This is a genomic window from Bacillus sp. RC242, from assembly GCF_044908245.1.
GTDB lineage: Bacteria > Bacillota > Bacilli > Bacillales > Bacillaceae_G > Bacillus_A > Bacillus_A mycoides.
Window position 1 is genome coordinate 168958 of record NZ_JBIYCZ010000001.1, and the last position, 25013, is coordinate 193970.

At 36.0% G+C, this 25013-nt stretch carries 31 protein-coding genes; 11 read left to right on the top strand and 20 right to left on the bottom strand.

Features of this window, described 5'->3' with window-relative positions; genetic code table 11:
• Nucleotides 1–239: 239 nt before the first annotated feature.
• Nucleotides 240–1418 carry an FtsW/RodA/SpoVE family cell cycle protein gene (locus ABH957_RS00845; protein WP_113937187.1) on the bottom strand — a complete coding sequence of 393 codons (1179 nt, stop codon included), beginning with the start codon at nucleotides 1416–1418 and terminating at the stop codon, nucleotides 240–242.
• 125 nt (nucleotides 1419–1543) lie between these two features.
• Complete coding sequence (locus tag ABH957_RS00850; protein WP_002088314.1) at nucleotides 1544–1831, bottom strand: Fpa/YlaN family protein; 288 nt, start codon at nucleotides 1829–1831, stop codon at nucleotides 1544–1546.
• Nucleotides 1832–1981: 150 nt separating this feature from the next.
• On the opposite strand from ABH957_RS00850, the gene ABH957_RS00855 reads away from it, so the two are divergent.
• On the top strand, nucleotides 1982–2479 hold the full coding sequence (locus ABH957_RS00855) for a molybdopterin-binding protein (protein WP_002088315.1): 498 nt from the start codon (nucleotides 1982–1984) through the stop codon (nucleotides 2477–2479).
• 49 nt (nucleotides 2480–2528) lie between these two features.
• Here the strand turns inward: ABH957_RS00855 and ABH957_RS00860 are convergent, their stop codons facing one another.
• Both ABH957_RS00860 and ABH957_RS00865 read right to left on the bottom strand, forming a co-directional pair.
• On the bottom strand, nucleotides 2529–3857 hold the full coding sequence (locus ABH957_RS00860; RefSeq protein WP_002088317.1) for a PhoH family protein: 1329 nt from the start codon (nucleotides 3855–3857) through the stop codon (nucleotides 2529–2531).
• Nucleotides 3858–4103: 246 nt separating this feature from the next.
• Nucleotides 4104–4559, bottom strand: coding sequence for a PNPOx family protein (locus ABH957_RS00865; RefSeq protein ID WP_002014791.1), 456 nt, complete (start codon nucleotides 4557–4559; stop codon nucleotides 4104–4106).
• A gap of 145 nt (nucleotides 4560–4704) precedes the next feature.
• Between ABH957_RS00865 and ABH957_RS00870 the strand changes: the two genes are divergently transcribed.
• Complete coding sequence (locus tag ABH957_RS00870) at nucleotides 4705–4905, top strand: YlaI family protein (protein ID WP_002088318.1); 201 nt, start codon at nucleotides 4705–4707, stop codon at nucleotides 4903–4905.
• Nucleotides 4906–4940: 35 nt separating this feature from the next.
• Here the strand turns inward: ABH957_RS00870 and ABH957_RS00875 are convergent, their stop codons facing one another.
• From ABH957_RS00875 to typA, 3 genes are all read right to left on the bottom strand, one after another.
• The gene (locus tag ABH957_RS00875) at nucleotides 4941–5216 is read right to left on the bottom strand and encodes a hypothetical protein (protein ID WP_002014793.1); all 276 of its coding nucleotides are present in this window, start codon (nucleotides 5214–5216) and stop codon (nucleotides 4941–4943) included.
• 17 nt (nucleotides 5217–5233) lie between these two features.
• A complete protein-coding gene (locus ABH957_RS00880) occupies nucleotides 5234–5536 on the bottom strand; it encodes a YlaH-like family protein (protein WP_002014795.1) in 303 nt (100 codons plus the stop codon).
• 161 nt (nucleotides 5537–5697) lie between these two features.
• Nucleotides 5698–7542, bottom strand: a complete 1845-nt coding sequence (gene typA / locus ABH957_RS00885) for a translational GTPase TypA (RefSeq protein ID WP_002066916.1) — start codon at nucleotides 7540–7542, stop codon at nucleotides 5698–5700.
• Between the two features lie 140 nt (nucleotides 7543–7682).
• On the opposite strand from typA, the gene ABH957_RS00890 reads away from it, so the two are divergent.
• The gene (locus tag ABH957_RS00890; RefSeq protein WP_000400129.1) at nucleotides 7683–7862 is read left to right on the top strand and encodes a DUF5325 family protein; all 180 of its coding nucleotides are present in this window, start codon (nucleotides 7683–7685) and stop codon (nucleotides 7860–7862) included.
• Between the two features lie 44 nt (nucleotides 7863–7906).
• On the opposite strand, the gene ABH957_RS00895 is transcribed toward ABH957_RS00890, so the two are convergent.
• Together ABH957_RS00895 and ABH957_RS00900 are read right to left on the bottom strand one after the other, a co-directional pair.
• The gene (locus ABH957_RS00895; RefSeq protein WP_002138115.1) at nucleotides 7907–8698 is read right to left on the bottom strand and encodes an inositol monophosphatase family protein; all 792 of its coding nucleotides are present in this window, start codon (nucleotides 8696–8698) and stop codon (nucleotides 7907–7909) included.
• An 88-nt stretch (nucleotides 8699–8786) separates the two neighbouring features.
• Nucleotides 8787–8975: a hypothetical protein gene (locus tag ABH957_RS00900; RefSeq protein WP_002121995.1), complete on the bottom strand. Its 189-nt coding sequence runs from the start codon at nucleotides 8973–8975 to the stop codon at nucleotides 8787–8789.
• Nucleotides 8976–9180: 205 nt separating this feature from the next.
• Between ABH957_RS00900 and ABH957_RS00905 the strand changes: the two genes are divergently transcribed.
• The gene (locus ABH957_RS00905; RefSeq protein WP_002014864.1) at nucleotides 9181–9807 is read left to right on the top strand and encodes a YktB family protein; all 627 of its coding nucleotides are present in this window, start codon (nucleotides 9181–9183) and stop codon (nucleotides 9805–9807) included.
• An 80-nt stretch (nucleotides 9808–9887) separates the two neighbouring features.
• On the opposite strand, the gene ABH957_RS00910 is transcribed toward ABH957_RS00905, so the two are convergent.
• Nucleotides 9888–10157, bottom strand: a complete 270-nt coding sequence (locus tag ABH957_RS00910) for a UPF0223 family protein (protein WP_002066915.1) — start codon at nucleotides 10155–10157, stop codon at nucleotides 9888–9890.
• A 383-nt stretch (nucleotides 10158–10540) separates the two neighbouring features.
• On the opposite strand from ABH957_RS00910, the gene speA reads away from it, so the two are divergent.
• Both speA and ABH957_RS00920 read left to right on the top strand, forming a co-directional pair.
• Complete coding sequence (gene speA / locus ABH957_RS00915; protein WP_002128878.1) at nucleotides 10541–12013, top strand: arginine decarboxylase; 1473 nt, start codon at nucleotides 10541–10543, stop codon at nucleotides 12011–12013.
• A gap of 618 nt (nucleotides 12014–12631) precedes the next feature.
• A complete protein-coding gene (locus ABH957_RS00920; protein WP_404510595.1) occupies nucleotides 12632–13462 on the top strand; it encodes a protein-glutamine gamma-glutamyltransferase in 831 nt (276 codons plus the stop codon).
• A gap of 37 nt (nucleotides 13463–13499) precedes the next feature.
• Here ABH957_RS00920 and ABH957_RS00925 read toward each other — a convergent pair whose 3' ends face one another.
• The 4 genes from ABH957_RS00925 to ABH957_RS00940 form a co-directional block, all read right to left on the bottom strand.
• Nucleotides 13500–13628, bottom strand: a complete 129-nt coding sequence (locus ABH957_RS00925) for a GapA-binding peptide SR1P (protein ID WP_000536785.1) — start codon at nucleotides 13626–13628, stop codon at nucleotides 13500–13502.
• 44 nt (nucleotides 13629–13672) lie between these two features.
• The gene (locus ABH957_RS00930; protein WP_002033839.1) at nucleotides 13673–13801 is read right to left on the bottom strand and encodes a GapA-binding peptide SR1P; all 129 of its coding nucleotides are present in this window, start codon (nucleotides 13799–13801) and stop codon (nucleotides 13673–13675) included.
• A 59-nt stretch (nucleotides 13802–13860) separates the two neighbouring features.
• Complete coding sequence (locus tag ABH957_RS00935; protein ID WP_000536778.1) at nucleotides 13861–13989, bottom strand: GapA-binding peptide SR1P; 129 nt, start codon at nucleotides 13987–13989, stop codon at nucleotides 13861–13863.
• A gap of 196 nt (nucleotides 13990–14185) precedes the next feature.
• On the bottom strand, nucleotides 14186–14482 hold the full coding sequence (locus ABH957_RS00940) for a DUF3055 domain-containing protein (RefSeq protein ID WP_000462037.1): 297 nt from the start codon (nucleotides 14480–14482) through the stop codon (nucleotides 14186–14188).
• Nucleotides 14483–14616: 134 nt separating this feature from the next.
• Between ABH957_RS00940 and ABH957_RS00945 the strand changes: the two genes are divergently transcribed.
• Complete coding sequence (locus ABH957_RS00945; protein WP_002014853.1) at nucleotides 14617–15009, top strand: DUF1885 family protein; 393 nt, start codon at nucleotides 14617–14619, stop codon at nucleotides 15007–15009.
• 1 nt (nucleotide 15010) lies between these two features.
• Here the strand turns inward: ABH957_RS00945 and ABH957_RS00950 are convergent, their stop codons facing one another.
• From ABH957_RS00950 to pdhA, 5 genes are all read right to left on the bottom strand, one after another.
• The gene (locus tag ABH957_RS00950; RefSeq protein WP_002088334.1) at nucleotides 15011–15238 is read right to left on the bottom strand and encodes a hypothetical protein; all 228 of its coding nucleotides are present in this window, start codon (nucleotides 15236–15238) and stop codon (nucleotides 15011–15013) included.
• A gap of 212 nt (nucleotides 15239–15450) precedes the next feature.
• Nucleotides 15451–16863, bottom strand: coding sequence for a dihydrolipoyl dehydrogenase (lpdA, locus tag ABH957_RS00955; RefSeq protein WP_242307863.1), 1413 nt, complete (start codon nucleotides 16861–16863; stop codon nucleotides 15451–15453).
• A gap of 5 nt (nucleotides 16864–16868) precedes the next feature.
• The gene (gene pdhC / locus ABH957_RS00960; protein ID WP_113937181.1) at nucleotides 16869–18158 is read right to left on the bottom strand and encodes a pyruvate dehydrogenase complex dihydrolipoyllysine-residue acetyltransferase; all 1290 of its coding nucleotides are present in this window, start codon (nucleotides 18156–18158) and stop codon (nucleotides 16869–16871) included.
• A 93-nt stretch (nucleotides 18159–18251) separates the two neighbouring features.
• Nucleotides 18252–19229: a pyruvate dehydrogenase complex E1 component subunit beta gene (gene pdhB, locus ABH957_RS00965; protein WP_000068162.1), complete on the bottom strand. Its 978-nt coding sequence runs from the start codon at nucleotides 19227–19229 to the stop codon at nucleotides 18252–18254.
• A gap of 3 nt (nucleotides 19230–19232) precedes the next feature.
• Nucleotides 19233–20348, bottom strand: coding sequence for a pyruvate dehydrogenase E1 component subunit alpha (pdhA, locus tag ABH957_RS00970; protein ID WP_000536893.1), 1116 nt, complete (start codon nucleotides 20346–20348; stop codon nucleotides 19233–19235).
• A 513-nt stretch (nucleotides 20349–20861) separates the two neighbouring features.
• On the opposite strand from pdhA, the gene ABH957_RS00975 reads away from it, so the two are divergent.
• Together ABH957_RS00975 and def are read left to right on the top strand one after the other, a co-directional pair.
• Complete coding sequence (locus tag ABH957_RS00975; protein ID WP_002014847.1) at nucleotides 20862–21011, top strand: YjcZ family sporulation protein; 150 nt, start codon at nucleotides 20862–20864, stop codon at nucleotides 21009–21011.
• Nucleotides 21012–21178: 167 nt separating this feature from the next.
• The gene (gene def, locus ABH957_RS00980; RefSeq protein WP_242307860.1) at nucleotides 21179–21733 is read left to right on the top strand and encodes a peptide deformylase; all 555 of its coding nucleotides are present in this window, start codon (nucleotides 21179–21181) and stop codon (nucleotides 21731–21733) included.
• Between the two features lie 62 nt (nucleotides 21734–21795).
• Here the strand turns inward: def and ABH957_RS00985 are convergent, their stop codons facing one another.
• Nucleotides 21796–22569 (bottom strand): Cof-type HAD-IIB family hydrolase, encoded by a 774-nt coding sequence (locus ABH957_RS00985; protein ID WP_002014845.1) that lies wholly within the window; start codon nucleotides 22567–22569, stop codon nucleotides 21796–21798.
• Between the two features lie 548 nt (nucleotides 22570–23117).
• Between ABH957_RS00985 and ABH957_RS00990 the strand changes: the two genes are divergently transcribed.
• A complete protein-coding gene (locus tag ABH957_RS00990; protein ID WP_000576436.1) occupies nucleotides 23118–23330 on the top strand; it encodes a DNA-dependent RNA polymerase subunit epsilon in 213 nt (70 codons plus the stop codon).
• Between the two features lie 4 nt (nucleotides 23331–23334).
• Nucleotides 23335–25002 (top strand): ribonuclease J1, encoded by a 1668-nt coding sequence (gene rnjA / locus ABH957_RS00995; protein WP_002033834.1) that lies wholly within the window; start codon nucleotides 23335–23337, stop codon nucleotides 25000–25002.
• Nucleotides 25003–25013: the final 11 nt, after the last annotated feature.

Sequence of the window (25013 nt, forward strand, 5' to 3'; positions counted from 1 at the left end):
TTAGAAAGCTTCACTTTATTTTTATCCATCATACCTTATTTTTCAACAAATGATAAGTTTTCTGTTCAATTTGTTTCACAAAAATAGTATAGCATACCTCTTCCTTTTCTAACAACAATATTGTATATCACATTCACTTAAATGTAATATACTTTTTGTTTCAAGAGAATTAATGTTGTATCACATTTAAAACCTAAAAAAATAAAAAACACATTGAACTCTAGAGCTCAATGCGTTTTTTATTTTACAACAACAAGATGCGGTCCACCTTGTTCTATTTCATTAGTCAATTCGTTTTGTTGTTTCTCTTGTCGTTTTACATAACTAGCAATATTTAACAGTATACCCATTGCAAGTAAATTAGCCAATAAAGAACTACCACCATAACTTACAAACGGTAATGGTACCCCTGTAAGCGGTATTAACCCAGACATACCACCAACATTTATAAAAGTTTGAACTCCAAACAAACTTGCAATTCCAATTGCTATTAAACTTCCAAACGGATCTTTGCACTTTTGTGCAATCCTAAATGCTCGAACAATAATAAGTAACAAACAGATTAAAATGACAGCTACACCTATAAAACCAAGCTCCTCAGATATAATTGCCATAATAAAATCTGTTTGCGGTTCTGGTAAGTATCCATATTTTTGCACACTGTTCCCTAACCCTCGACCATTTAGCCCTCCTGAAGCAATTCCAATAAAAGAATTTATTAATTGGAACCCATCATTTTGAGGATCGTTAAATGGATCAAGAAAAACTGAAAACCGTGCCTTTTGATATGGATTTAATGCATAATTACCGAGAATATATAGTGCCGGAACCCATACTATAGAAGTTAAAACAATTCGTTTAATCCATAAATTAATCCGCACTCCCGAACAAAGAAACATAATTCCTACTGTTCCTGCAATTAACAAATCGGTACCTAAATCATTTTGCTTTAAAATTAAAACCATGATTAAACCAACACCAAAAAGTACCGGTCCCGATCCTTTCAAAACAGGCGTATTCGTTTCTTGCCTTTTCGCAAAAAAATGAGCCAATACGAGGATAACAGTTATCTTCACAAATTCTGCAGGCTGTATTCCAAATATCCATCCATTTGCGCCGTTTACTGTCTTAGTGAAAAATGCAGCTGCCGCTAATAATGCAATGCTAATACCATAACTCCCCAATAAAAAAATTCGTTTCCTCCACACTTTATATGGGATAGTAGCGATAATTATTAATATGATTGTCCCAGCAGCCAAAGTCATTAATTGTCTTTTAAAAAAGAAATTTGCTGGTTTATCAAACCTCGAAATCGCAACAATGGAACTAGAACTATATACCATTATAACTCCCAGCACACATAAGATAACAAGAGGAAGTAATAAGGAATAATCCATCGATTTCCATACTTTTTTCATTTCATTTCCTCTTTCTGTTTCAATTTAATTATTGTTGTATTCCATATGTATATAGGTTCTTCCTTCTTTATTATACAAATAAAAAGCCCAAACTATTTCAGTTTGAGCCCCCTTATTTGAACCCGTTATTGTTGTTTGTTTGTAAATGCTTCATGAAGTGCAGACAACTCACGTTCGAGCTCTCCTAACATTGCTTTCCCTTGTTCTTCTCCAATAAGACCAAGGCGAACCGCAAAATCGACCTCGCGGGATAGTCCAAACATTTGTGTGTCTAAAACTTCTTCATATAATGGACATTGCGGCATTGTAAGATTGTCCATTTGTACCTTAATAAGTCTTAAAATCTTCTCTGCATCCGCTTGTAGAAGGGCTAGTGCCTTTTCCTGATGATTTGATACTGTCTCAGACGCCAAATTGATTCCCTCCGTTTCCGTCCTACTCTCTCATATCTATTAATATTAGCGATAGTTTTAATAAATTGCAATAGAAACATTTTTTGTGACAACAGTGCCTAATACTATTATACTGAAAAGTGGGAGTATAACACAAATGGGGGAACAACAATGAGCGAAATTTTATTTATTAATGGAAAAGTTCGTTTTCCAATCACTATCGATCCAACTGTATGGATTTTCGATGATCGAAAAATAGATTTGACAACTTACTTTGATGAAACTAGAGAAGACTCATCCGAATTAGAAACATACTTAAAACATACTTCAGAGCATTGGGATCGCGAAATCCGTGATGGTGCTGCCTTCCCGCCAATACAACAAAGTGTAAAGAAATATAAAAAAGAACAGCTTATTAACGGGACATTTGGCATACCACTTCATCCATTTCTAAAAAATGCTGAAATTTTAGAAGATGCTACTCATGTCGAAATTGAAACCACAGACAATACAATTACACTTCCGTTAGAAACAGCCCATAAAGCTATTCTCGGTTTTTCAAAAGAAGGTAAACCATTACGAGAAGACGGGCCTGTTCATCTATATTTCCATGATGGATCTAATAGACAAAATCCGATTCGTAACATCCGTAAATTTACAATCATTTAAATTGTATAATTAAAAGGCAAAAAAGGAGTGAGCTTAAGCTCACTCCTTTTTATAATAAATCCGCTGCTAGTTGTGCTAAATTAGAACGCTCTCCTTTAACAAACTTTACATGACCACTAATACGTTGTTCTTTAAACTTCTCTACGACATATGTTAAACCGTTATTATATTCATCTAAATACGGATGATCAATTTGCTGAGGATCCCCCATTAATACAATCTTACTTTTTTCGCCTACCCTTGTTAATATCGTCTTCACTTCATGCTTCGTTAAATTTTGTGCCTCGTCAATTATAATGAACTGGTCTGGAATACTTCTCCCGCGTATATAGGTAAGCGCTTCTACTTCAATCGAACCCATCCCAGCTAAAATAGCATCTAGCTCCCCAGGCTTTTTCGTGTTGAATAAATACTCTAGATTATCAAAAATCGGCTGCATCCACGGTCTTAATTTTTCCTCTTTCTCTCCTGGTAAATAACCTATATCTTTTCCTACCGGTACAATTGGTCTCGCTACAAGTAGTTTTTTATATAAACCTAAATCTTCCGTTTGCATTAGTCCCGAAGCTAATGCAAGTAACGTTTTTCCTGTACCTGCTTTTCCTGTTAACGTTACAAGTGGAATATCTTCCCGAAGTAGCAATTCTAATCCCATAATTTGCTGCACGTTTCGTGGGCGTATCCCCCACACTTGTTCATTGTGAAAAATAAGTTTTTTTACCTTCTTACCTAAATGATCCACAATCCCAAGTGCAGAACTAGAACCCCCTAGTGCATCTTTCATTACAACAAACTGATTTGGATAAAAAGGATGATTTGCGATTTCAGATAAAGGTAGTTCACCTTTTTCATAAAAATAATCTAACTGTTCTTTTGATATATACCCTTCTAAAAATCCTGAATATATATTTTCCACTTCGATTACTCGGTCACTTAAATAATCTTCGGCCTGTAATCCGATTGCATCAGCTTTTACCCTTACGAGTACATCTTTACTTACTAAGATAACTGATTTCCCGTCCTCTTTTTCTTGTTCTTCTAAAGAGAGGTTTTTCGCTACCGCTAAAATTCGATTATCATTTGTTTTTTCTACAAAAATATCTTGCAGTTGAACAAATGAGCGATGATTTAATTCAATACGAAATGTACCGCCGTTTTCTAACGGAATACTTTCATGCAGCTTTCCTATTTCGCGAAATTTGTCGATTAACTTAGATACATAGCGAGCATTTCGTCCTACTTCATCCATATAACGTTTTTTCGAATCAACCTCTTCTAATACAACTGCTGGAATCACTACTTCATTTGTTGCAAATGAAAAAATAGATAAAGGATCCTGCAAAAGTACATTCGTATCTAACACATAAATTTTATCCAACCTGTTACCCCCTGACTCCACTTTTAAATTTGTAGAACAAGGGTTTCATCCATAAAATATGGACGAACCATTGTTATAATTATATGTACCGTAAAAACGAGGTAGAATCGAAATTCATAGAAATTAAACCTTTTCTTTATTTTTTATTCATTTCTATTCAATATATTACTTTTTATTATAATTTTTCACATTAAATCACAATACTCACTTGTAAAAGTTTATGAACGATGTTCCTATTCATCTTCTTTATAATTCTTTCATTCCTACTAATACTTGGTTATCAAGCTTTTTAGCAGCTCGAAGATCATATGTTTTTTCATATGTTGGTTCAGTAGCAAGTTTCGCACCATAAAACATAACATCACGAACTTCTTGTACATTCACTTCTACTACCGTTAATTTTAGAGGAATCCCTTCCATTCTATCTGTTAAAATTTCACTTTCACCACTTATGGAAAATACGGATTCATTCGCCATTATAGTCAATACAACCCCTGCACTATGCCGTATATTCCCCACAATACGTGAGCGTTGATCTACCGCAAATCGAATACTAGTTTCACTCACTGCATATACCCAAGAAATAGCACTTACGTTAGGAATTTGTTTTTCGAAATCTGTTGTTGCTATCATAACGATACACTCTTTACGCAAAGATTGTACTAAATCACCTGTCAATGTAGGCTCAACTACATTCGCCATATTTCCACCTCCAAATATTATTTATATATCCTTATCATAACCTATTTTTCGAATTGCGAAAATATTATTTTTTCCCGCTATTATTCAAAAACATTATACTTCCATGATATACTTATACTGATAGAATTCGTATTGAGGTGACGAAATGAGAGTCAAATGTATGATTTGTGATAAAAAAGATATGTTAGATGACGAAAATCCTATGGCAAAAAAACTGCGTAATCGCCCTATTCATACATATATGTGCATGGAATGTACGGAACGAATTGCAGAGCGTACTACGGAACGCCATGCGAGTGGTAATTTCCGATTATATCGTGATAAAAAAGTAGAAGACGATTGGTAAACCGGAAATAAGTCCTTAATCATATAGATAAGGACTTATTTGTATTTTTCTGGTTCACGATTCATCTGATCCAAAAAACAATCAATGGCTTCTACCGGAAATCTTGCACACCTTATTTCTCCATCAATTTCATATGTAATCAAATACATTTCCTCGTTCTTTTCAACTTCTACATTTCGTAATTTATGCTCTTCATATATCATATTTTGAAATAATACATACGTTTCTTGTGCAGCTCTATCATCTGGACGTGCTTCCGCAACCGTTTTAATTGTTAACCAATTATATAATGCATCTTGTACTGAGCGCATGAAAGCCCCTCCTTTTTTCACCCTGTTTTTTGTTGTTTAGCTTGACGTAAACGCAGTCTATAAATTCCAAGTACAATTGCCGCTACAACGAGCCCCTCTCCAACGGGTAAAAAAACTGCAAAAAAAGTTAATACCGTGCATCCAATTGCTAAAGAAATATATATCACTATATTTTTTAGTACCGATAGCTTCCTTGCAAATCCTAAATTATATACAAGTGCACTTAATAAAATTATTGTTCCATAAAGCAACCACATCCCTAACTCTGGATTTTCATCAACTTTACAAAGTTTCGCGAAAAATGACATTCTTTCTAACACTATCTTTCACCCCTTCTCATGAAACAAATTCTCTTTATGTACTTAATACAAGAGTAACTCGCAAAAAAAATACTGTCCACAAAAAAAGAGTAAATATTCTAAAAAAATAAACAAAAAACAAAAAAACAGCTACCTTTATAAAAGGTAGCTGTTCTATTATTTTATGCTTCAACAGATTTCTTTTTCTTAGCAGCTCTTTCGCGCTCACTCTTATCAAGAATCTTTTTACGTAGACGAATTGATTCTGGAGTTACTTCACAGAACTCATCATCGTTTAAGTACTCTAATGACTCTTCTAAAGTCATTAAGCGTGGTTTTTTCATTGATGAAGTTTGATCTTTCGTCGCAGAACGAATGTTAGTTTGTTGTTTCATTTTTACAACGTTAACTGTTAAATCATTCTCACGTGTATGTTCTCCAACGATCATACCAGCATATACTTCTGTACCTGGTTCAACGAAGATTACACCGCGATCTTCAACTTGCATAATACCATATTGTGATGCTTTTCCTGTGTCAAGTGAAACTAGAACACCTTGGCGACGTCCACCCACTTGTCCAGCATGTACTGGTTGGTAGCAATCAAATGTATGGTTTAAAATACCGTAACCACGAGTTAATGTTAGGAATTCTGTTGTGTAACCAATTAAACCACGTGCCGGAACCATGAAAGTAAGGCGAACTTGACCATTTCCGTTATTCACCATATCTAACATTTCACCTTTACGTGCGCCCATTGATTCCATAATAGAACCAGTGTATTCTTCAGGCACATCGATTTGTACGCGCTCTACAGGCTCGCTTCTTACGCCATCAACATCTTTAATAATTACTTCTGGCTTAGATACTTGTAGTTCATAACCTTCACGACGCATGTTTTCAATTAAGATAGATAAATGTAACTCTCCGCGTCCAGATACGATCCATGCATCAGGAGAATCTGTATTATCTACACGTAAACTTACATCTGTCTCTAATTGTGAACGAAGACGCTCTTCAATTTTACGAGAAGTAATGAATTTACCTTCACGACCTGCAAACGGGCTATTATTTACAAGGAATGTCATTTGTAGTGTTGGCTCATCAATACGTAATAATGGTAAAGCCTCTTCATGCTCAACCGGACATACCGTTTCACCTACGTTAATGTCTTCCATACCTGAAACAGCTACTAAATCTCCAGCTTTTGCTTCTTCAATTTCTTGACGTTTTAATCCAATGTAACCAAATAATTTAGTTACACGGAATTGTTTTACACTTCCGTCAACTTTCATTAATGCAACTTGTTGTCCTACTTTCATTGTACCACGGAATATGCGTCCAACCCCGATACGACCAACATAGTCATTGTAATCAAGAAGTGCTACTTGGAATTGAAGTGGCTCTTCGCTGTTATCAATTGGTGCTGGAATATGTTCAATAATTGTGTCAAACAATGATTTCATATTCTCTTCTTGATTTGCTGGATTTGAATCTAAGCTTGCTGTTCCGTTCATTGCTGATGCAAATACAACTGGGAACTCTAATTGATCTTCGTTTGCACCAAGTTCGATGAATAAGTCGACTACTTCATCAACTACTTCATCAGGGCGAGCGAAGTCACGGTCAATTTTGTTTACAACAACGATTGGAGTTAAGTTTTGCTCAAGAGCTTTCTTTAAAACAAATCGTGTTTGTGGCATACAGCCTTCATATGCATCAACAACAAGTAGAACACCATCAACCATTTTCATGATACGTTCTACTTCTCCACCAAAGTCAGCGTGACCAGGTGTATCTAAAATGTTAATTCTTTTATCTTCATAGTGAATCGCAGTATTCTTCGCTAAAATTGTAATACCACGTTCTCTTTCTAGATCATTTGAGTCCATTGCGCGTTCTTCAATATGTTCATTCGCACGGAACGTCCCCGCTTGACGTAATAACTGGTCAACAAGTGTTGTTTTACCATGGTCAACGTGGGCAATAATTGCTATATTTCGTAAATCTTGTCGTTTTTTCAACATGTCCAACTCCTAATGTCTTTTTAATCCTTCTCTATTATAAGAGCGAAGGGGATACAATGGCAATCAAAATAAAATCAAGAATGAAAATATAGTTGTATTCTTACTTTTGTGAAAGTAAAATAAGATTGGAGGGTGAAGAAATGGAACACATTCAATATCGCTTTTTATTAACAGCAATTATCGGTGTTATCTTCTTAATTGGTATCGGAATTATGGTTGCTGAAAATAGTCCCATCGGCATTATTATTTGCATTATCGGCACATTTGTTACAGTTGGATACGGTTTTGTAACAAAAAGAAAAATGCGTAAATCGCAATAACATTAAAAAGTAAGAAGCTTCTTTATGCCTCTTACTTTTTTTCATTATTGCGATACAAATGGTAATAATTCTTCGTATACTCCTGGTTTTGCAACTAACACACTGCTTTTCTCTACAATAGAAAGAGGCGTTCCCAAGAACGTTGTCACTTTACCGCCAACTTCTTCTACAATAATCTGTCCCCCGCCAAAGTCCCATGGTGATAAGCGCGGTGTCACATATGCATCTAATCTTCCGGTTGCAACATATACCATTTCTAACGCTGCACAACCATATGACCTCGTACCTCTCGCCTTCTTAACGAGCATCATCATTTTTTCCATATTAAGCAATGGATTATCAGTAAGCCATATCGCATTCAAAGCTATAACTCCATGCTCTACCGTTCCTTTTTCCAACATGGGAATAGCTAAATCATTGCAAAAAGCCCCTTCTCCCTTTACCGCATGATATAGTTCGTCATGAACTGGATCATAAATAAGACCAATCTTTCCGATACCGTTCTCATAAATCCCGATTGAGATTGCGAAATTTCTTTTTTGATGAACAAAGTTCATCGTGCCGTCAATTGGATCAATTAACCAAACAACCCCATTAGAAGAGGTAATCTCATCTCCGTAGCCTTCTTCTCCTAAAATATTATGATGTGGGAATGTTTCTTTAATTTTCCCAATTAAAAACTGCTCCGTTTCTCGATCCATATTTGTTACTAGATCAGCTGCATTTGACTTTGTTTCTATAATAAGTGTTTTTTTCAGTGACGCCATTAAATGTTCTCCAGCTTCTCGAATCCACTGTTTCGCGTGTGTATCGATGTCTTTCCATACTTCTTGCATGTTTAAACACTCCGATCTATACTGTTCACAGAAAAAACGAACCCTTTATAAGGTTCGCACCAACTAATTATTTATACATATACTATTATTACGCTTCTAAACGGATCATTTCAAGTCTTAACACTTCTAATTTTTGTACGCACTCTTCTTTTTTCTGTTTGTCGTTATCCATCATCGCATCATATAAAGTTGCTAATTCATAATCTAGCTCCAAACGTAGCACCGGAATTCTCTTTTCAGCATCTGTTCTCTTTAACGCATTAATCACCTGTCTCATTTTTTTGCCTCCTCCCAATATTCGTCTGCCCTCGGACTAGAATTGATTCAATTTTCTGATTTTTTGTTTTATACTATACTATGTTGGATAAATCATCTATGCAACAAAATTATATTTTTTTATTTAAATTTTTTTGTGATGTTTTTTTTATGAATAGTACAAGCTATGCTAAAATTAAAACAAAATAGGAGTTGGAGGAACAATCATGACACTACAAACATTCACATCAACTGATTTTGAAGTCTTTACTGTTGATGGTCTTGAAGAACGAATGAGCGCAATTAAAACGAATATTCATCCTAAGCTAGAAGCTTTAGGGGAACAATTTGCAGAATATTTATCACAACAAACTGATGAAAACTTTTTCTACCATGTAGCAAAACATGCACGCCGCAAAGTCAATCCACCAAACGATACTTGGGTTGCTTTTTCAACAAATAAACGTGGATATAAAATGTTACCACACTTTCAAATTGGTTTATGGGGTACTCACGCCTTCATATACTTTGGTTTAATCTATGAGTGTCCACAAAAAGTGGAGACGGCTCACGCCTTCTTAGAACATTTAAATGATTTAAAAACAAATATTCCAAATGACTTCGTTTGGTCCATTGACCATACTAAACCAGGTGTAAAACTACATAAAACGCTTGAAACGGAAGACTTACAAAAGATGATTGAACGTTTAGCTACTGTGAAAAAAGCAGAGTTATTAGTCGGTATTCATATATCACCAGAGGAGTTTTCAGCAATGACCAACGAACAATTCCTTGCTAAGATTGAATCTACGATGCAACCACTCCTTCCTTTATATGCACTTTGTAATCGATAGTAGAAAACGGACAATTTATATTGTCCGTTTTTAGTTGTTATCACATTATAGCACTTCATATTTTATTTTTCAAAATATTTTTACATTTTAACAATCTTTTTTTCTGCTACTTCCTTTGCTTTTTGAATCGTACGATATATAGAATATCCACTTACTTCTTGAAATTCTTTATCAATTTTTTTCTCCGCTGCCTTCGATGGCACAATCTCTTTAAAACGACGATATAATTCCATCAAATCTTCTCTCAAAACTCCTTTTTCATATACCTTTTCAATCGCTTCATAAAACTTTACAACTGCTACCATTTCTTCATTTGACCAATTGTAATCAAGTGGATATTGATATTCCATTTTTGCACCTCATTCAGTATTCTTTCTTTTTCCATTATGCTACCTTTAAGACAACCTTTTATTCTTCACTATAGCCACTCTGCATTATACACCATTTATCCATTTCAATGGAATTGTCTTCCTCTTTGCAGTATTTAAAATATAACTATTAAACATACTCACCTTGAAAATGCGATTTTTCTATACATCTATAATTATTGGTGATATAATGCTTTTGTTTTATAGAGAATAAAGTGAGACTACCATCCCAAAAAAGGCTTTTGCGAATGGCAGAAAAACAAGTCAAGTTCTAAAAGTTTGTCATCTTAATTTCCTTTTAGAATGAGATGAAATCATATAAAACAAACTCTAATAAATATTACGAAGAAGAAGGGGTGTATAGATTGTCCCAATACGAAACACCATTGTTTACCGCTTTAGTTGAGCACAGTAAGCGAAATCCAGTTCAATTCCATATTCCTGGTCATAAAAAAGGACAGGGCATGGATCCTACATTTCGCGAATTTATTGGGCATAATGCATTAGCAATTGATTTAATTAATATTGCGCCGCTCGATGATTTACATCATCCAAAAGGTATGATTAAAGAAGCACAGGATTTAGCAGCCGCTGCTTTCGGTGCAGATCATACGTTCTTTTCTATTCAAGGTACAAGTGGTGCAATTATGACAATGGTGATGAGCGTGTGCGGTCCTGGGGATAAAATCCTCGTGCCACGGAATGTGCATAAATCTGTAATGTCAGCTATTATTTTCTCAGGTGCAAAACCAATTTTCATGCATCCTGAGATTGATCCGAAGCTCGGTATTTCACATGGGATCACAATTCAATCTGTCAAAAAGGCTCTTGAAGAGCACTCAGATGCGAAAGGCTTACTTGTTATAAATCCAACATATTTTGGGTTTGCTGCAGATTTAGAGCAGATTGTAGAATTAGCTCATTCTTACGATATTCCTGTACTTGTTGATGAGGCTCACGGTGTTCATATCCATTTTCATGATGAACTACCAATATCAGCTATGCAAGCAGGTGCAGATATGGCAGCAACAAGTGTTCACAAATTAGGTGGGTCTTTAACCCAAAGCTCTATTCTTAATGTAAAAGAAGGTCTTGTGAACGTAAAGCATGTCCAATCCATTATTAGCATGCTTACGACTACATCAACTTCTTACATTTTGTTAGCATCCCTTGATGTTGCTAGAAAACGTCTTGCTACAGAAGGAACAGCTCTCATAGAACAAACAATACAATTAGCTGAGCATGTTCGTGATGCTATTAATGCTATTGAGCATCTTTATTGTCCCGGAAAAGAAATGCTAGGAACAGATGCTACTTTTAACTATGATCCTACAAAGATAATTGTATCTGTAAAAGATTTAGGTATTACAGGCCATCAGGCTGAAGTATGGCTTAGAGAACATTACAACATTGAAGTAGAACTCTCTGATTTATATAACATACTTTGTCTTATCACATTTGGAGATACAGAAAGTGAAACAGATACACTTATTACAGCCTTACAAGATTTAGCAGCAACATATAGAAATAGAGCAGACAAAGGTGTTCAAGTACAAGTAGAAATACCTGAAATACCTGTGCTAGCACTTTCTCCTAGAGATGCTTTTTATTCAGAAACAGAAGTCATTCCATTTGAAAACGCAGCAGGTCGTATTATAGCTGATTTTGTTATGGTTTATCCGCCAGGGATTCCAATCTTTACTCCGGGGGAAATTATTACACAAGATAACTTAGAGTATATTCTTAAAAATTTAGAAGCTGGGTTACCTGTACAAGGTCCTGAAGATATGACATTACAAACATTACGTGTTATTAAAGAGTACAAGCCTATCAGTTGATAGGCTTTTCTTTCACCTTTTTTCTCTTTTTTTCATACGATACTAAAGAATTTGACATTCCCACCCTAATGGGGCAAGCTGACTAACATCAGTGGGATTCTTGCTACCTAAGGCGAAATCCATTTCTGGTATTGCTGACGTGCAAGATTGCGGTGTGCCATCACCACTCTCACAACAGATCGTATAGGTTCGTGAGCTACGGTACTATACCATACCGTACAGATTCGTGTTCAGGTGTTTTAGCGTCTTGTTCTTGACGACACATATCATTTTACCGATAGCTTGAATTCGGTTATCGAACTCCCTATGCTATCTTTATTCAAAGAACACATTGGCGTTTTAAAGACTTGTACTTGTCTGTAGTTAAAGTCTACCAAAATATAAAGTGAAACTTTAATCAGTGGGGTTTTGTTCATCCCCACTGATTATTAGCCTTCACCAATCGGGCGTTTACGGGCAGCAGGGCTCCAGCCGAATTTTGAGGTGGAATTCTTACTGCCCGCAAATAGCGGGATAAATGTTTTTCTATGAAAAAGCGATACTTTCATCCTATGTCTAAAGTCCAATATAGGCTTTCCCGTATCGCGAAATCTGTAACGTATAGGTGGGGATACCATTATGATTGTGATAGGCCGTTCTATTGTACACCCTTATATCACAAATGAATATGAGCCATTTGCAGCTGAAAAACAACAGATTTTATCCATAATGGCGGGAAATCAAGAAGTTTATTCCTTCCGAACAGCCGATGAACTCAGCTTTGATCTTAATTTACGAGTTAATATTATTACTTCCGCGCTAGAACTTTTTCAAAGTGGATTTCAGTTTCGTACGTTTCAACAATCTTTTTGCAACCCTCAGTTTTGGGAAAGAACATCACTTGGCGGATTTCAACTACTCCCAAACATAGCCCCTTCTATTGCCATCCAAGATATTTTTAAAAACGGAAAACTATATGGAACTGAATGTGCCACCGCAATGATTATCATTTTTTACAAAGCATTACTATCATTATATGAGGAAAAAACTTTCAACCGTCTATTCGCAAACCTCTTACTTTATACATGGGACTACGATCGCGACTTAAAGCTCATAACAAAAACGAGTGGCGATATCGTTCCAGGTGACCTCGTTTACTTTAAAAACCCACAAGTTAATCCAGCTACGATTGAGTGGCAAGGAGAAAATACAATCTATCTAGGAAACTTCTTTTTTTACGGACATGGCGTAGGCGTAAAAACGAAAGAGGAAGTTATTTATTCATTAAATGAACGAAGGATTCCTTATGCTTTTATTTCAGCTTATTTAACCGATTTTATTACTCGTATTGATAGCCGTATGATGAGCCAATATGCCCCTCCTAACACGCCACAAACATCAATAGGATTTATTCCTATTAGAGATGATGCAATTGTTGCAACAGTCGGACATACAACTACAATCTATTAAAAAAACGCCTACATGTGTAGGCGTTTTTTCTTAATTATTAAGCTTTTGTATGTTCTTTATGGTCACATTCGCAATGAGATCCACATTTCCCATAAAGTACTGTTGATTTTTCATCTTCAAAATGTGCGATTGTTCCTTCACAAACTTGGCATACGATTGTTCCCATCTTCATTTCCCCCTGATTTTTAAGAATAATCTACTTATATATGATTAAGCTTTCGCATTGTCTCTACTAGCACAGTCACAATTGGAACCACATTTTCCATAAAGTACTGTCGTTTTCTCATCCTCAAAATGTCCGATTGTTCCTTCGCAAACTTGACATACGATTGTTCCCATTTTTCATTTCCCCCTAAGTTTATGGTCCTAAAAACTTTTAGCTGTCAATTTCCTATTAATTATTGGGCTTTTGTATGTTCTGTGTGATCACATCCGCAAGATCCACATTTCCCGTAAAGTACCGTTACTTTCTCATCCTCGAAGTGTGCAATTGTACCTTCACAATCTTGACATACGATTGTTCCCATTTTTCATTTCCCCCTAAGTTTATAATCCCAAAAACTTTTGTAACCGCTTAACTTTCTGTCTTTATTTTAATATGTTATACTTTTTACGTCAATAGGTTTTTAGTATAACACATTAAATATTTTAAAATTAAATTAGTATGCGATATTAACACAAAAAAAACAGCCATATCTCATACGTACGACTGTTTCTTGTTAATTATTCTTCATACTCCGCATGCAAAGAAGTAGACGGAACAAGAAATTTAAAAAACTGAGCTAACTCCTCCGCCTCCTCTTCCGATCCTAACTTAAAAGTTTCCTGTATATATGGAACATTTTCTACATCATCTCTCCCAAGCAAAGTAGATCTCCCTGTTTGCATACAAACAATAAGTGGCTTTCCAAAAAACATATTTGTATAAATAACTCCAAAATCATAACGTGTATCATGCGTCATAAATCCTAAAAATCGTACCTTCACACTTTCATGCTCATCATACAATTTTTCAAACATGAGTTTCCACCTTTCTAAATAACACTTCCTACTCATTAATATATTAAACAAAAAAAGTAATACTCCTTTTAATTGTCAAAAAATTCAGTAGGATGTAGAATGATATTATTCTACTAAGTTAAGGGGGAATTTGTATGCAACACGCCTTTATCACACTTGTACCTAAATCCAATCAACAATCTGTTTCAATAGAAGATGTTAAACACCTTTTTCATAACTATAAAACCGTTACTTCCAAGACTGGTGATCAAATTAATTATGCTTATACAAATACAGCTTTTCCTTATGAAATATTAGATACATCAGCAACAACATTAAAACTCCAATCGAGTCACGATCGATATGATTCTATTTATGTTGGGATTGGAATAGAAAAGGAACAATCTTTTATTCAGGTTTCTTTGCCTACTACAGCAACATTTGGTGATAAAGGAAAAGCAAATGAATTTAGCCGTTTTCTAGCGAAGAAATTAGAAGGAGAGTTACAACTATTTAATGGAAGAACAATGTATTTCTATAAACGTTAATTTAAAAAATAGAGAATATGATTAAAAAAAGTATGCAATTTGAACACGTAAGGAATAACGCCTGCTTTCTTACGTGTAATACAAAACATGCAATCACATATGCCAAATAAAGAAATACGAAAAAGAGAATTACTTTATAATGAAACTTATCACCATTCGATAATGTTAATACAATGGAAAAACCACTCCATAATAGAAAATGATAAAATATAACATGTAATATTCTCATGGAACCTTCTCCTTTGACATGCTCTATTTTATTAATATATGGGATTAAGTTTGAATCAATTACATATTATATAACGGCATATATGCTAACGGTTCATTTAAAGTATTATATATTCATTCGACAAGTACATATAAAGACCTTGCAAGTCATTTCATGAAAATAAAAATACCCCATCTCTTTAAATAAGAGATGGGGTATTTACATTACTTAAATTATTTTACAATGTGAATTGGCATTCCAAGAGCAACTTCAGCTGCTTCCATTGTGATCTCACCTAATGTTGGGTGAGCATGGATTGTTTGAGCGATATCTTCAGCTGTCATTCCAGCTTCGATAGCTAAACCAATCTCAGAGATAATATCAGAAGCACCTGCACCTGCAACTTGTGCACCTACAAGAAGACCATCTTCTTTACGCGTTACAAGTTGTAAGAAACCCTCAGTGCTGTTTAATGATAACGCACGACCATTTGCAGCGAATGGGAACTTAGATACAGCTACTGTCATTCCTGCTTCTTCAGCTTGTTTCTTAGTGTAACCAACAGATGCTAATTCTGGATCAGTGAAGCATACTGCAGGAATTCCGATGTAATCGATTGCTGATGCATGGCCACTAATTACTTCAACAGCTACTTTACCTTCGTAAGAAGCTTTGTGAGCTAATGGTGGTCCAGGAACGATATCACCGATTGCATAGATGTTTGAAATATTTGTACGGCATTGCTCATCAATTTCGATAATGCCACGGTCAGTCATTTTAATTCCAACTTGCTCAAGACCGATTTCTTGAGTGTTTGGACGACGACCTACAGTTACTAATACGTAATCTGCTTCTACAGTTTGGATTTCACCGTTAACTTCAAAGCTAACTTTTACGCCAGTTTCTGTTTCTTCAACGCCTTTAGCCATAGCTTTTGTATGGATATTTACGTTACCTTTTTTCTGTAGAGCACGTTTAACAACAGAGCTCATAGCTTTTTCGAAACCAGCTAAGATTTCGTCGCCAGCTTCTACTACAGTAACTTCTGTACCGAAGTTAGCATATGCAGTACCTAATTCCATACCGATGTAACCGCCGCCGATTACAACAAGTTTTTTAGGAATTTCAGGTAAGCTTAAAGCGCCTGTAGAGTTGATAACACGTTTAGAGTATTTGAATCCTGGAATTTCGATTGGTGTAGAACCAGTTGCAAGAACAGCATTTTTAAACGTATAAGTTTGTGCTGCATCTTCAGTCATTACGCGTAATGTGTTAGCATCTACGAAGTAAGCTTCACCGCGAATGATTTCAACTTTGTTACCTTTAAGAAGGCCTTCAACACCGCCAGTTAATTTCTTAACTACGCCGTTTTTCCATTCTTGAACTTTTGTAAAGTCAACTTTTACGTTCTCTGCAGTGATACCCATGTCATCAGAATGCATTGCATTCTCATAACGATGACCTGCATTGATTAACGCTTTTGAAGGAATACATCCAACGTTTAAGCATACGCCACCAAGGTTAGATTTTTCAATAATCGCTACCTTTTGACCTAATTGTGCTGCACGAATTGCCGCAACGTATCCACCAGGACCTGCACCAACAACGACTGTATCTAATTCAATTGGGAAATCTCCTACTACCATTGTTATTACGCCTCCATTACTAATAATTGTGGGTCATTCAATAGACGTTTAATTTGGTTTAATGCTTTTTGAGCAGTTGCGCCGTCAATTAAACGATGGTCAAAGCTTAGAGATAATGCTAATACTGGAGCTGCAACGATTTCACCGTTTTTCACAACTGGTTTCTCAGCGATACGGCCGATACCAAGGATTGCTACTTCTGGGTGATTGATAACTGGAGTGAACCATTGTCCACCTGCAGAACCAATGTTTGTAATTGTGCAAGAAGCACCTTTCATTTCAGTTGGAGCTAAACGACCATCACGTGCTTTACCAGCAAGTTCATTGATCTCGTTAGAGATAGTAAAGATAGATTTACGATCTGTATCTTTAACAACTGGTACTAATAGACCTTTGTCTGTATCAGCTGCGATACCGATGTTGAAGTAATGTTTATGAACGATTTCTTGAGAAGCATCGTCTAAAGCAGTATTCAACATTGGGAATTCACGTAATGCAGATGTTAAAGCTTTTACAACGTACGGAAGGTAAGTTAATTTAATACCTTTGTCAGCTGCAACAGCTTTGAACTTCTTACGGTGAGCAACAAGTTCTGTTACATCTACTTCATCCATTAATGTTACGTGAGGAGCTGTATGCTTAGAGTTAACCATTGCTTTCGCAATCGCTTTACGGATACCACTCATTTTCTCACGAGTTTCTGGATATTCACCAGCTGGGATTGGTTGTGCTTTTGGTGCTTCTTCTTTCGCTGCTGCTGGAGTAGCTTCTACTGCTGCTGGAGCCTCAGTTGCTGCTACAGTTTGTCCACCATTTGCAAATGCCTCGATGTCAGTTTTCACAACACGGCCGTTCTTACCAGAACCAGCTACTTTATGAATATCTACACCTTTTTCACGAGCATATTTACGAACAGATGGCATAGCGATTACACGCTCATTTACTACTTCTGCAGTTGCTGCTGGAGTAGTTTCCGCTGCTGGAGCTTCTACTGCTGCTTCTTCAGCTTTTGGAGCTTCATCATGATCGTCACCTTTAAATTTAAGGTTTTCGTATCCAGGAGCATCAAATTTAATTAATGTATCTCCTACAATTGCAACTGTTCCTTCTTCTACAAGTACTTCAAGTACTTTACCTTTAACAGGAGAAGGGATTTCTACTACTGCTTTATCATTTTGTACTTCAAGAAGTACATCGTCTTCATTTACTTCATCGCCTGGTTTAATAAACCATTTTACGATTTCACCTTCGTGGATACCTTCACCGATATCTGGTAGTTTAAATTCAAATGCCACGGAATTCAGCCCCCTGATTCATTTCATTATTATGGAATATGTACAAAAGAAACCAGCATGTGCTGATTTCTTTTGCACATGAAAAACTAAAAATTAGAAGTTCATTACTTTGTTAACAGCTTCAACAATATCTTTATGGTTTGGTAACCATACGCTCTCAGCTTGAGAGAATGGGAATACTGTATCAGCAGCTGCAACACGTACAACTGGAGCTTCTAAGTTTAAGATTGCACGGTCGTTAATTTCCGCTACAACGTTAGCTGCAATACCAGCTTGTTTTTGAGCTTCTTGAACTACAACTACGCGGCCTGTTTTTTCAACAGAAGCGATGATTGTTTCGATATCTAATGGTTGAACTGTACGTAAGTCCACAACCTCTAAAGAGATACCTTCTTTTTCAAGTTCTTCAGCAGCTTTTAATGCAGCATGAACCATAGCACCATAAGCGATAACAGATACATCTGTACCTTCACGTTTGATGTCAGCTTTGCCTAAATCAATTGTGTAATCACCTTCTGGTACATCTTGACGGAATGAACGGTACAATTTCATATGCTCTAAGTAGATAACTGGATCGTTGTCACGAATCGCAGAGATTAAAAGACCTTTTGCATCGTATGGAGTAGATGGAATAACAACTTTTAGACCAGGTTGTTGTGCCACTAATCCTTCTAAGCTATCAGCATGTAGTTCAGGAGTATGAACACCACCACCGAATGGAGAACGAATTGTTACTGGAGCAGTCCAACGTCCACCAGAACGGTAACGCATACGAGCTAATTGACCAGAAACTGAATCCATTACTTCATAAATGAAACCGAAGAATTGGATTTCTGGAACTGGACGGAAGCCTTCAAGTGCAAGTCCAACTGCAAGTCCACCAATACCAGACTCTGCAAGTGGAGTATCCATTACACGATCTTCACCGAATTCAGCTTGTAAACCTTCAGTAGCACGGAATACTCCGCCGTTTACACCAACGTCTTCACCAAACACAAGTACGTTAGGATCATTTTTCATTTCAACGCGTAAAGCATCAGTGATTGCTTGAATCATTGTCATTTGAGCCATGGCTTACTTCGACTCCTTTTCTTTGTAAATTTCATATTGTTCAGCTAAGTTGTAAGGCATTTTTTCGTACATGATTTCCATTAAATCAGTAACTTTTTGTTTTGGAGCTTGGTCAGCCTTAGCAATTGCTTGTTTGATATCTTCTTTTGCTTCTTCGATAACTTTCTCTTCAACTTCTTGAGACCATAGGCCTTTGTTTTCTAAGAATGCACGGAAGCGTACGATTGGATCTTTTTGTTCCCATTCGTTTTCGATATCTTTTGTACGGTAACGAGTTGGGTCATCACCAGCCATTGTATGTGGACCATAACGGAATGTTAAAGTCTCGATTAAAGTAGGACCTTCGCCATTTACTGCGCGCTCACGAGCGAAAGCAGTTGCTGCGTATACAGCTAATGGATCCATACCGTCTACTTGAATTCCGTAAATACCTGCTGCTACTGCTTTTTGTGCTACAGTTTTAGCTGCAGATTGCTTTTCTACTGGAGTAGAGATTGCATAACGGTTGTTTTGTACAACGAAGATTGCTGGAGCTTTGAATGCACCCGCAAAGTTCATACCTTCGTAGAAGTCACCTTGTGAAGCACCACCGTCACCAGTGTAAGTAATTGCAACAGATTTTTTACCACGTAATTTCATACCTAACGCAACACCAGCAGTTTGGATGATTTGCGCACCGATAATGATTTGTGGAGCAAGTGCATTTACATTCTCAGGCATTTGGTTACCCATGAAATGTCCACGAGAGAATAAGAATGCTTGGTATAATGGTAGACCGTGCCACACTAATTGTGGAACGTCACGATATCCTGGTAAGATGAAATCTTCTGCTTCAAGTGCGAAATGACTTGCTAATTGAGAAGCCTCTTGTCCAGCAGTTGGTGCGTAGAAACCTAAACGTCCTTGACGGTTTAAAGAAATAGAACGTTGATCTAGTACGCGAGTATACACCATACGGCGCATTAATTCTTTTAATTGATCATCAGATAATTCAGGCATAGCTGCTTCATTCACAACTTCGCCTTTTTCATTTAAAATTTGTAATGTTTCAAATTGAGCTGCGATAGCTTTCATTTGCTCATCAACATTAAATAGGGTCTTTTTTGTTTTAGTACCCATTCCGTTCACCTCTTCCTCTCTTGAACCATATTCTGAAACGCTTTCACTATCTATTAGCTAGACTGAAAGCGCAACAATGTAAACCAACAAATTTGTTTGTCGGTTGAGAATAATTTTGTGTACCTAACAATCTGTACTAATGTTTTTTCAAAAACATATTAATACAATCTTGATCACGTTTTTTAGTTTACAACTATTCTAATTACGATGTCAATTACTTTGAATACGTTTTTTTATAAATAATATGCCGGTTTCCTCTACACAAACGTGTTTTTATTTTTCACATCTGTATTAGTAAGCAATAACCTGCTGTTATATTATTCCCTTTTTAACTTATTTTTTCTCTTAGAATAATATGTAAACGATTTAATTCTCCTTAGTTTTTCTCTCTTCTCAAGAAAATTATACAAACACTTCTTCCTTTTATAGGTAAATACCTATACATTTCTGATCATTCCTCCATACATTATAGTAACCGCAGTATTAGCGGGAAATGATAAAGGAGGTCATCTCATGTACGGATACTCATATTGCTATCCAACAACTTGTTCATATCCTTCCTACGGTTATGGCGGTTCTTGTGGCGGATCTGGAAGCGGCTTCGCCTTAATCGTTGTGTTGTTTATCCTTTTAATTATCGTTGGTGCTGCTTGCATTCGCTAATTAATGTAAAATGAAACAACTATGGAAAGAAACAGACGGCTTTGCCGTCTTTTCTTTTTATTACATAACTTATCTGTAGAAGATTTGTTTCCAAGTAGCTCTTCCTTACTTGCCGATGACTTTTTTTATCTCCTTTGGTAGACTAAAGGAGAAAGGAGAGATTACATATGCTTACAATGAATGAGGTAATTCGTGAAGGAAATCCTATTTTGCGCGACGTCGCAGAAGAGGTCTTCTTACCTGCTAGCGAGGAAGATACAAATACTCTTAAAGAAATGATTGAATTTGTAATAAATAGCCAGGACCCTGAAATGGCTGAAAAATATAATTTACGCCCCGGAATCGGATTAGCGGCTCCGCAAATCGGTATTTCAAAGAAAATGATTGCGGTTCATGTAACTGATACGAACGATACGTTATATAGCTACGCATTATTTAACCCAAAAATCATTAGTCATTCTGTTGAACGTACATATTTACAAAATGGTGAAGGCTGTCTATCTGTAGACCGTGAAGTACCTGGTTATGTCCCTCGTTACACGAGAATTACAGTAAAGGCAACAACGATTAACGGTGAAGACGTAAAACTGCGATTAAAAGGTTTACCAGCAATTGTATTCCAACATGAAATCGACCATTTAAACGGTGTTATGTTCTATGACCATATTAATAAAGACAATCCATTTGTGGCTCCCGATGATTCAAAACCTCTCGAGCGATAATAGTAAAAAGGCGGAAGTTAACCTTCCGCCTTTTTATTATATGAAATGGGTTCCACACTTACTTATAACAAGCCAGCCCACTTTAATCCGTGATAAATACCGTCTTCATTAACATCTTTTGTCACATAATTAGCAAGTTTTTTCAAATCCTCATGACCATTCCCCATCACAATGCCCGTTCCTACTGCTTCAATCATTTCTAAATCATTTAATCCGTCCCCAAATGCATATACTTGTTCACGATTAAATCCTATTTTCTCAATAAACTTCTCAATCCCTTTTGCCTTAGAACCACCATTAGGAATAATATCCATTGAATATGCATGCCAGCGTATAAAATGAAAATCTGGATAATGATGAATAAACTTTTCTTCTTCGTTTACTTCACAAAAAAGAAGTGTTTGATAAATATCGCGTTTCTCATAAAAATCAGGTTCATATGCCGGATGCTCGAATTGTAAGCTTCCAAAACCTTCTTTTACATAATCATGATATTCCACTGACGCTCTCATTTCTTGATGGTCAAGATATACAAGTGGATATCCTTCTTGTTTTGCAAACTGAGTAAACTTATGTAGAGCATCCGGATGTAATGGATTATTAAATAATACCTCATCCTCAAATACAACATACTGCCCGTTAAAACTAACATAATTATGTATATTGAGTTCCTCACGAATATCTTCAAACATAAATGGCGCACGCCCTGTCGCAATCGCTACATGCACACCTTTTTCTTGTAAATCTCTTACTGCATCTCTTGTAGATTGCGGAATTTTCTTATCATGATCTAATAATGTTCCATCAATATCAAAAAAGACAATTTTATCATTCATTTGTCAAAATCCTTTCTGGCACTCTATATTCCTATTTTGATTATCACTTTTCAAATTTCAAAAAAAAGTATAACATATTAAACATCTGTGAAGAAAGCGTTCACTTTCTGACCTTATTTATGAAATGTGCATATACTATTAGTGAAAAAATGTGGATACTTGTTCGGATGAATTTTCTTTTCTATTCTTCCTCATACTATATCTATAACTAACGGCTACTAATCGTTACTACAAGATAACTTACACTATACTAAAAAGAACAAGATTCACTATTCACTTCTAATCTTCTTTCTTGTATGAGAGACGGAGTTATCATTAGTAATATGCATGTTTAAAATAAGGAAAGGAAGGAGTAATCATGCTGAAGAAGCTGAAGAAAAAGCTCAAGCGTTATTTAAACGATTTAGTCCGTAAGAAGACAATCGCTTAAATTGTGCCCATTTGGGGCTTTTTCTTCATTCTCATTCGAAAAAACATGAAAATCATGACTGTTTGCTTTATAATAAGTAACAGATAATGCAAAACATAGACAAGGAGAGGTTTTCCCAATGATTTTTAAAGTATTTTATCAAGAAAAATTAACTGAGGTCCCAGTACGTGAAAATACAAAAGTTTTATATTTAGAGGCTACGTCTCAAAAGGATGTTCGTAAAAAATTAAATAAGTTCGCATATAATATCGAGTTCGTTCAGTCTGTTACTGGTGCTCATCTTGAATATGAAAAACAAAACGCTGATTTAATATTAGCGGAGATCGTATAGTCATATGAAATTCCTAAAAAATGATCAAGCTGCCGTTTTTGCCCTCGGTGGTCTTGGTGAAATCGGTAAAAATACATATGCTGTTCAATTTCAAGATGAAATTATTATAATTGATGCTGGAATTAAATTTCCAGAAGACGAACTCCTAGGGATCGATTATGTAATACCAGATTACACTTATTTTGTGCGAAACGAAGATAAAATTAAAGGGTTATTCATTACACATGGTCACGAAGATCATATCGGTGGAATTCCCTATCTATTACGTCAAGTAAACATTCCAATTTACGGCGGAAAATTAGCAATTGCCCTAATAAAAAACAAATTAGAAGAGCACGGATTACTTCGTAAAGCAAAACTTTATGAAATTCAAGAAGATGATGTTATTAAATTTAAAAAGACATCTGTTTCCTTCTTCCGTACAACTCACAGTATTCCGGATTCATACGGAGTTGTTGTGAAAACACCTCAAGGACAAGTCGTTCATACAGGTGATTTCAAATTTGATTTCACACCAGTAGGTGAGCCAGCAGATTTAACAAAAATGGCCGAAATCGGAAAAGACGGTGTACTTTGTCTCTTATCTGATAGTACAAACAGTGAAGTGCCAAACTTTACGATGTCTGAGCGCCGCGTTGGTGATAGTATTCAAGATATATTCCGCAAAGTAGACGGTCGTATTATATTCGCAACCTTTGCATCGAATATCCATCGCTTACAACAAGTTGTTGAGGCTGCTGTTGAAAACAATCGTAAAGTAGCTGTATTCGGTCGAAGTATGGAAGCGGCTATTGAAATCGGACAAAACCTTGGTTATATCCGGTGTCCAAAGGATACATTCATAGACACAGCTCAGCTAAACCGCCTACCAGCTAATAAAGTTGTTATGTTATGTACAGGTAGTCAAGGGGAGCCGATGGCAGCACTTTCACGTATTGCCAATGGTACACATCGTCAAATTCAAATTATCCCTGGCGATACAGTTGTTTTCTCTTCTTCACCAATCCCAGGCAATACAATTAGTGTAAGTCGTACAATTAACATGTTGTACCGCGCTGGTGCTGATGTAATCCATGGTAAACTCTCAAATATTCATACAAGTGGACACGGTGGACAAGAAGAACAAAAGTTAATGCTACGTCTTATTAAGCCGAAATATTTCATGCCAATTCATGGTGAATATCGTATGCAACGTATGCATATGAAATTAGCGAATGATTGTGGTATTCCAGAAGAAAATTGTTTCATTATGGATAATGGAGATGTTCTTGCTTTACGTTCTGATGAAGCAAGTGTAGCTGGGAAAATCCCATCTGGCTCTGTCTATATCGATGGAAATGGTATTGGAGATATCGGTAATATCGTATTACGTGATCGTCGCATTCTTTCTGAAGAAGGACTTGTTATTGTAGTTGTAAGCATTGATATGAAAGAATTTAAAGTTGCAGCAGGACCTGATATCATCTCGCGTGGTTTCGTTTATATGCGTGAAAGCAGCGATTTAATCAACGATGCTCAAACATTAATTACAACACATTTAGAAAAAGTAATGGAGCGAAAAACAACACAATGGTCTGAAATTAAAAATGAGATTACAGACACATTAGCACCATTCCTATACGAAAAAACGAAACGTCGTCCAATGATTTTACCAATCATTATGGAAATATAAGAAAAAGGACA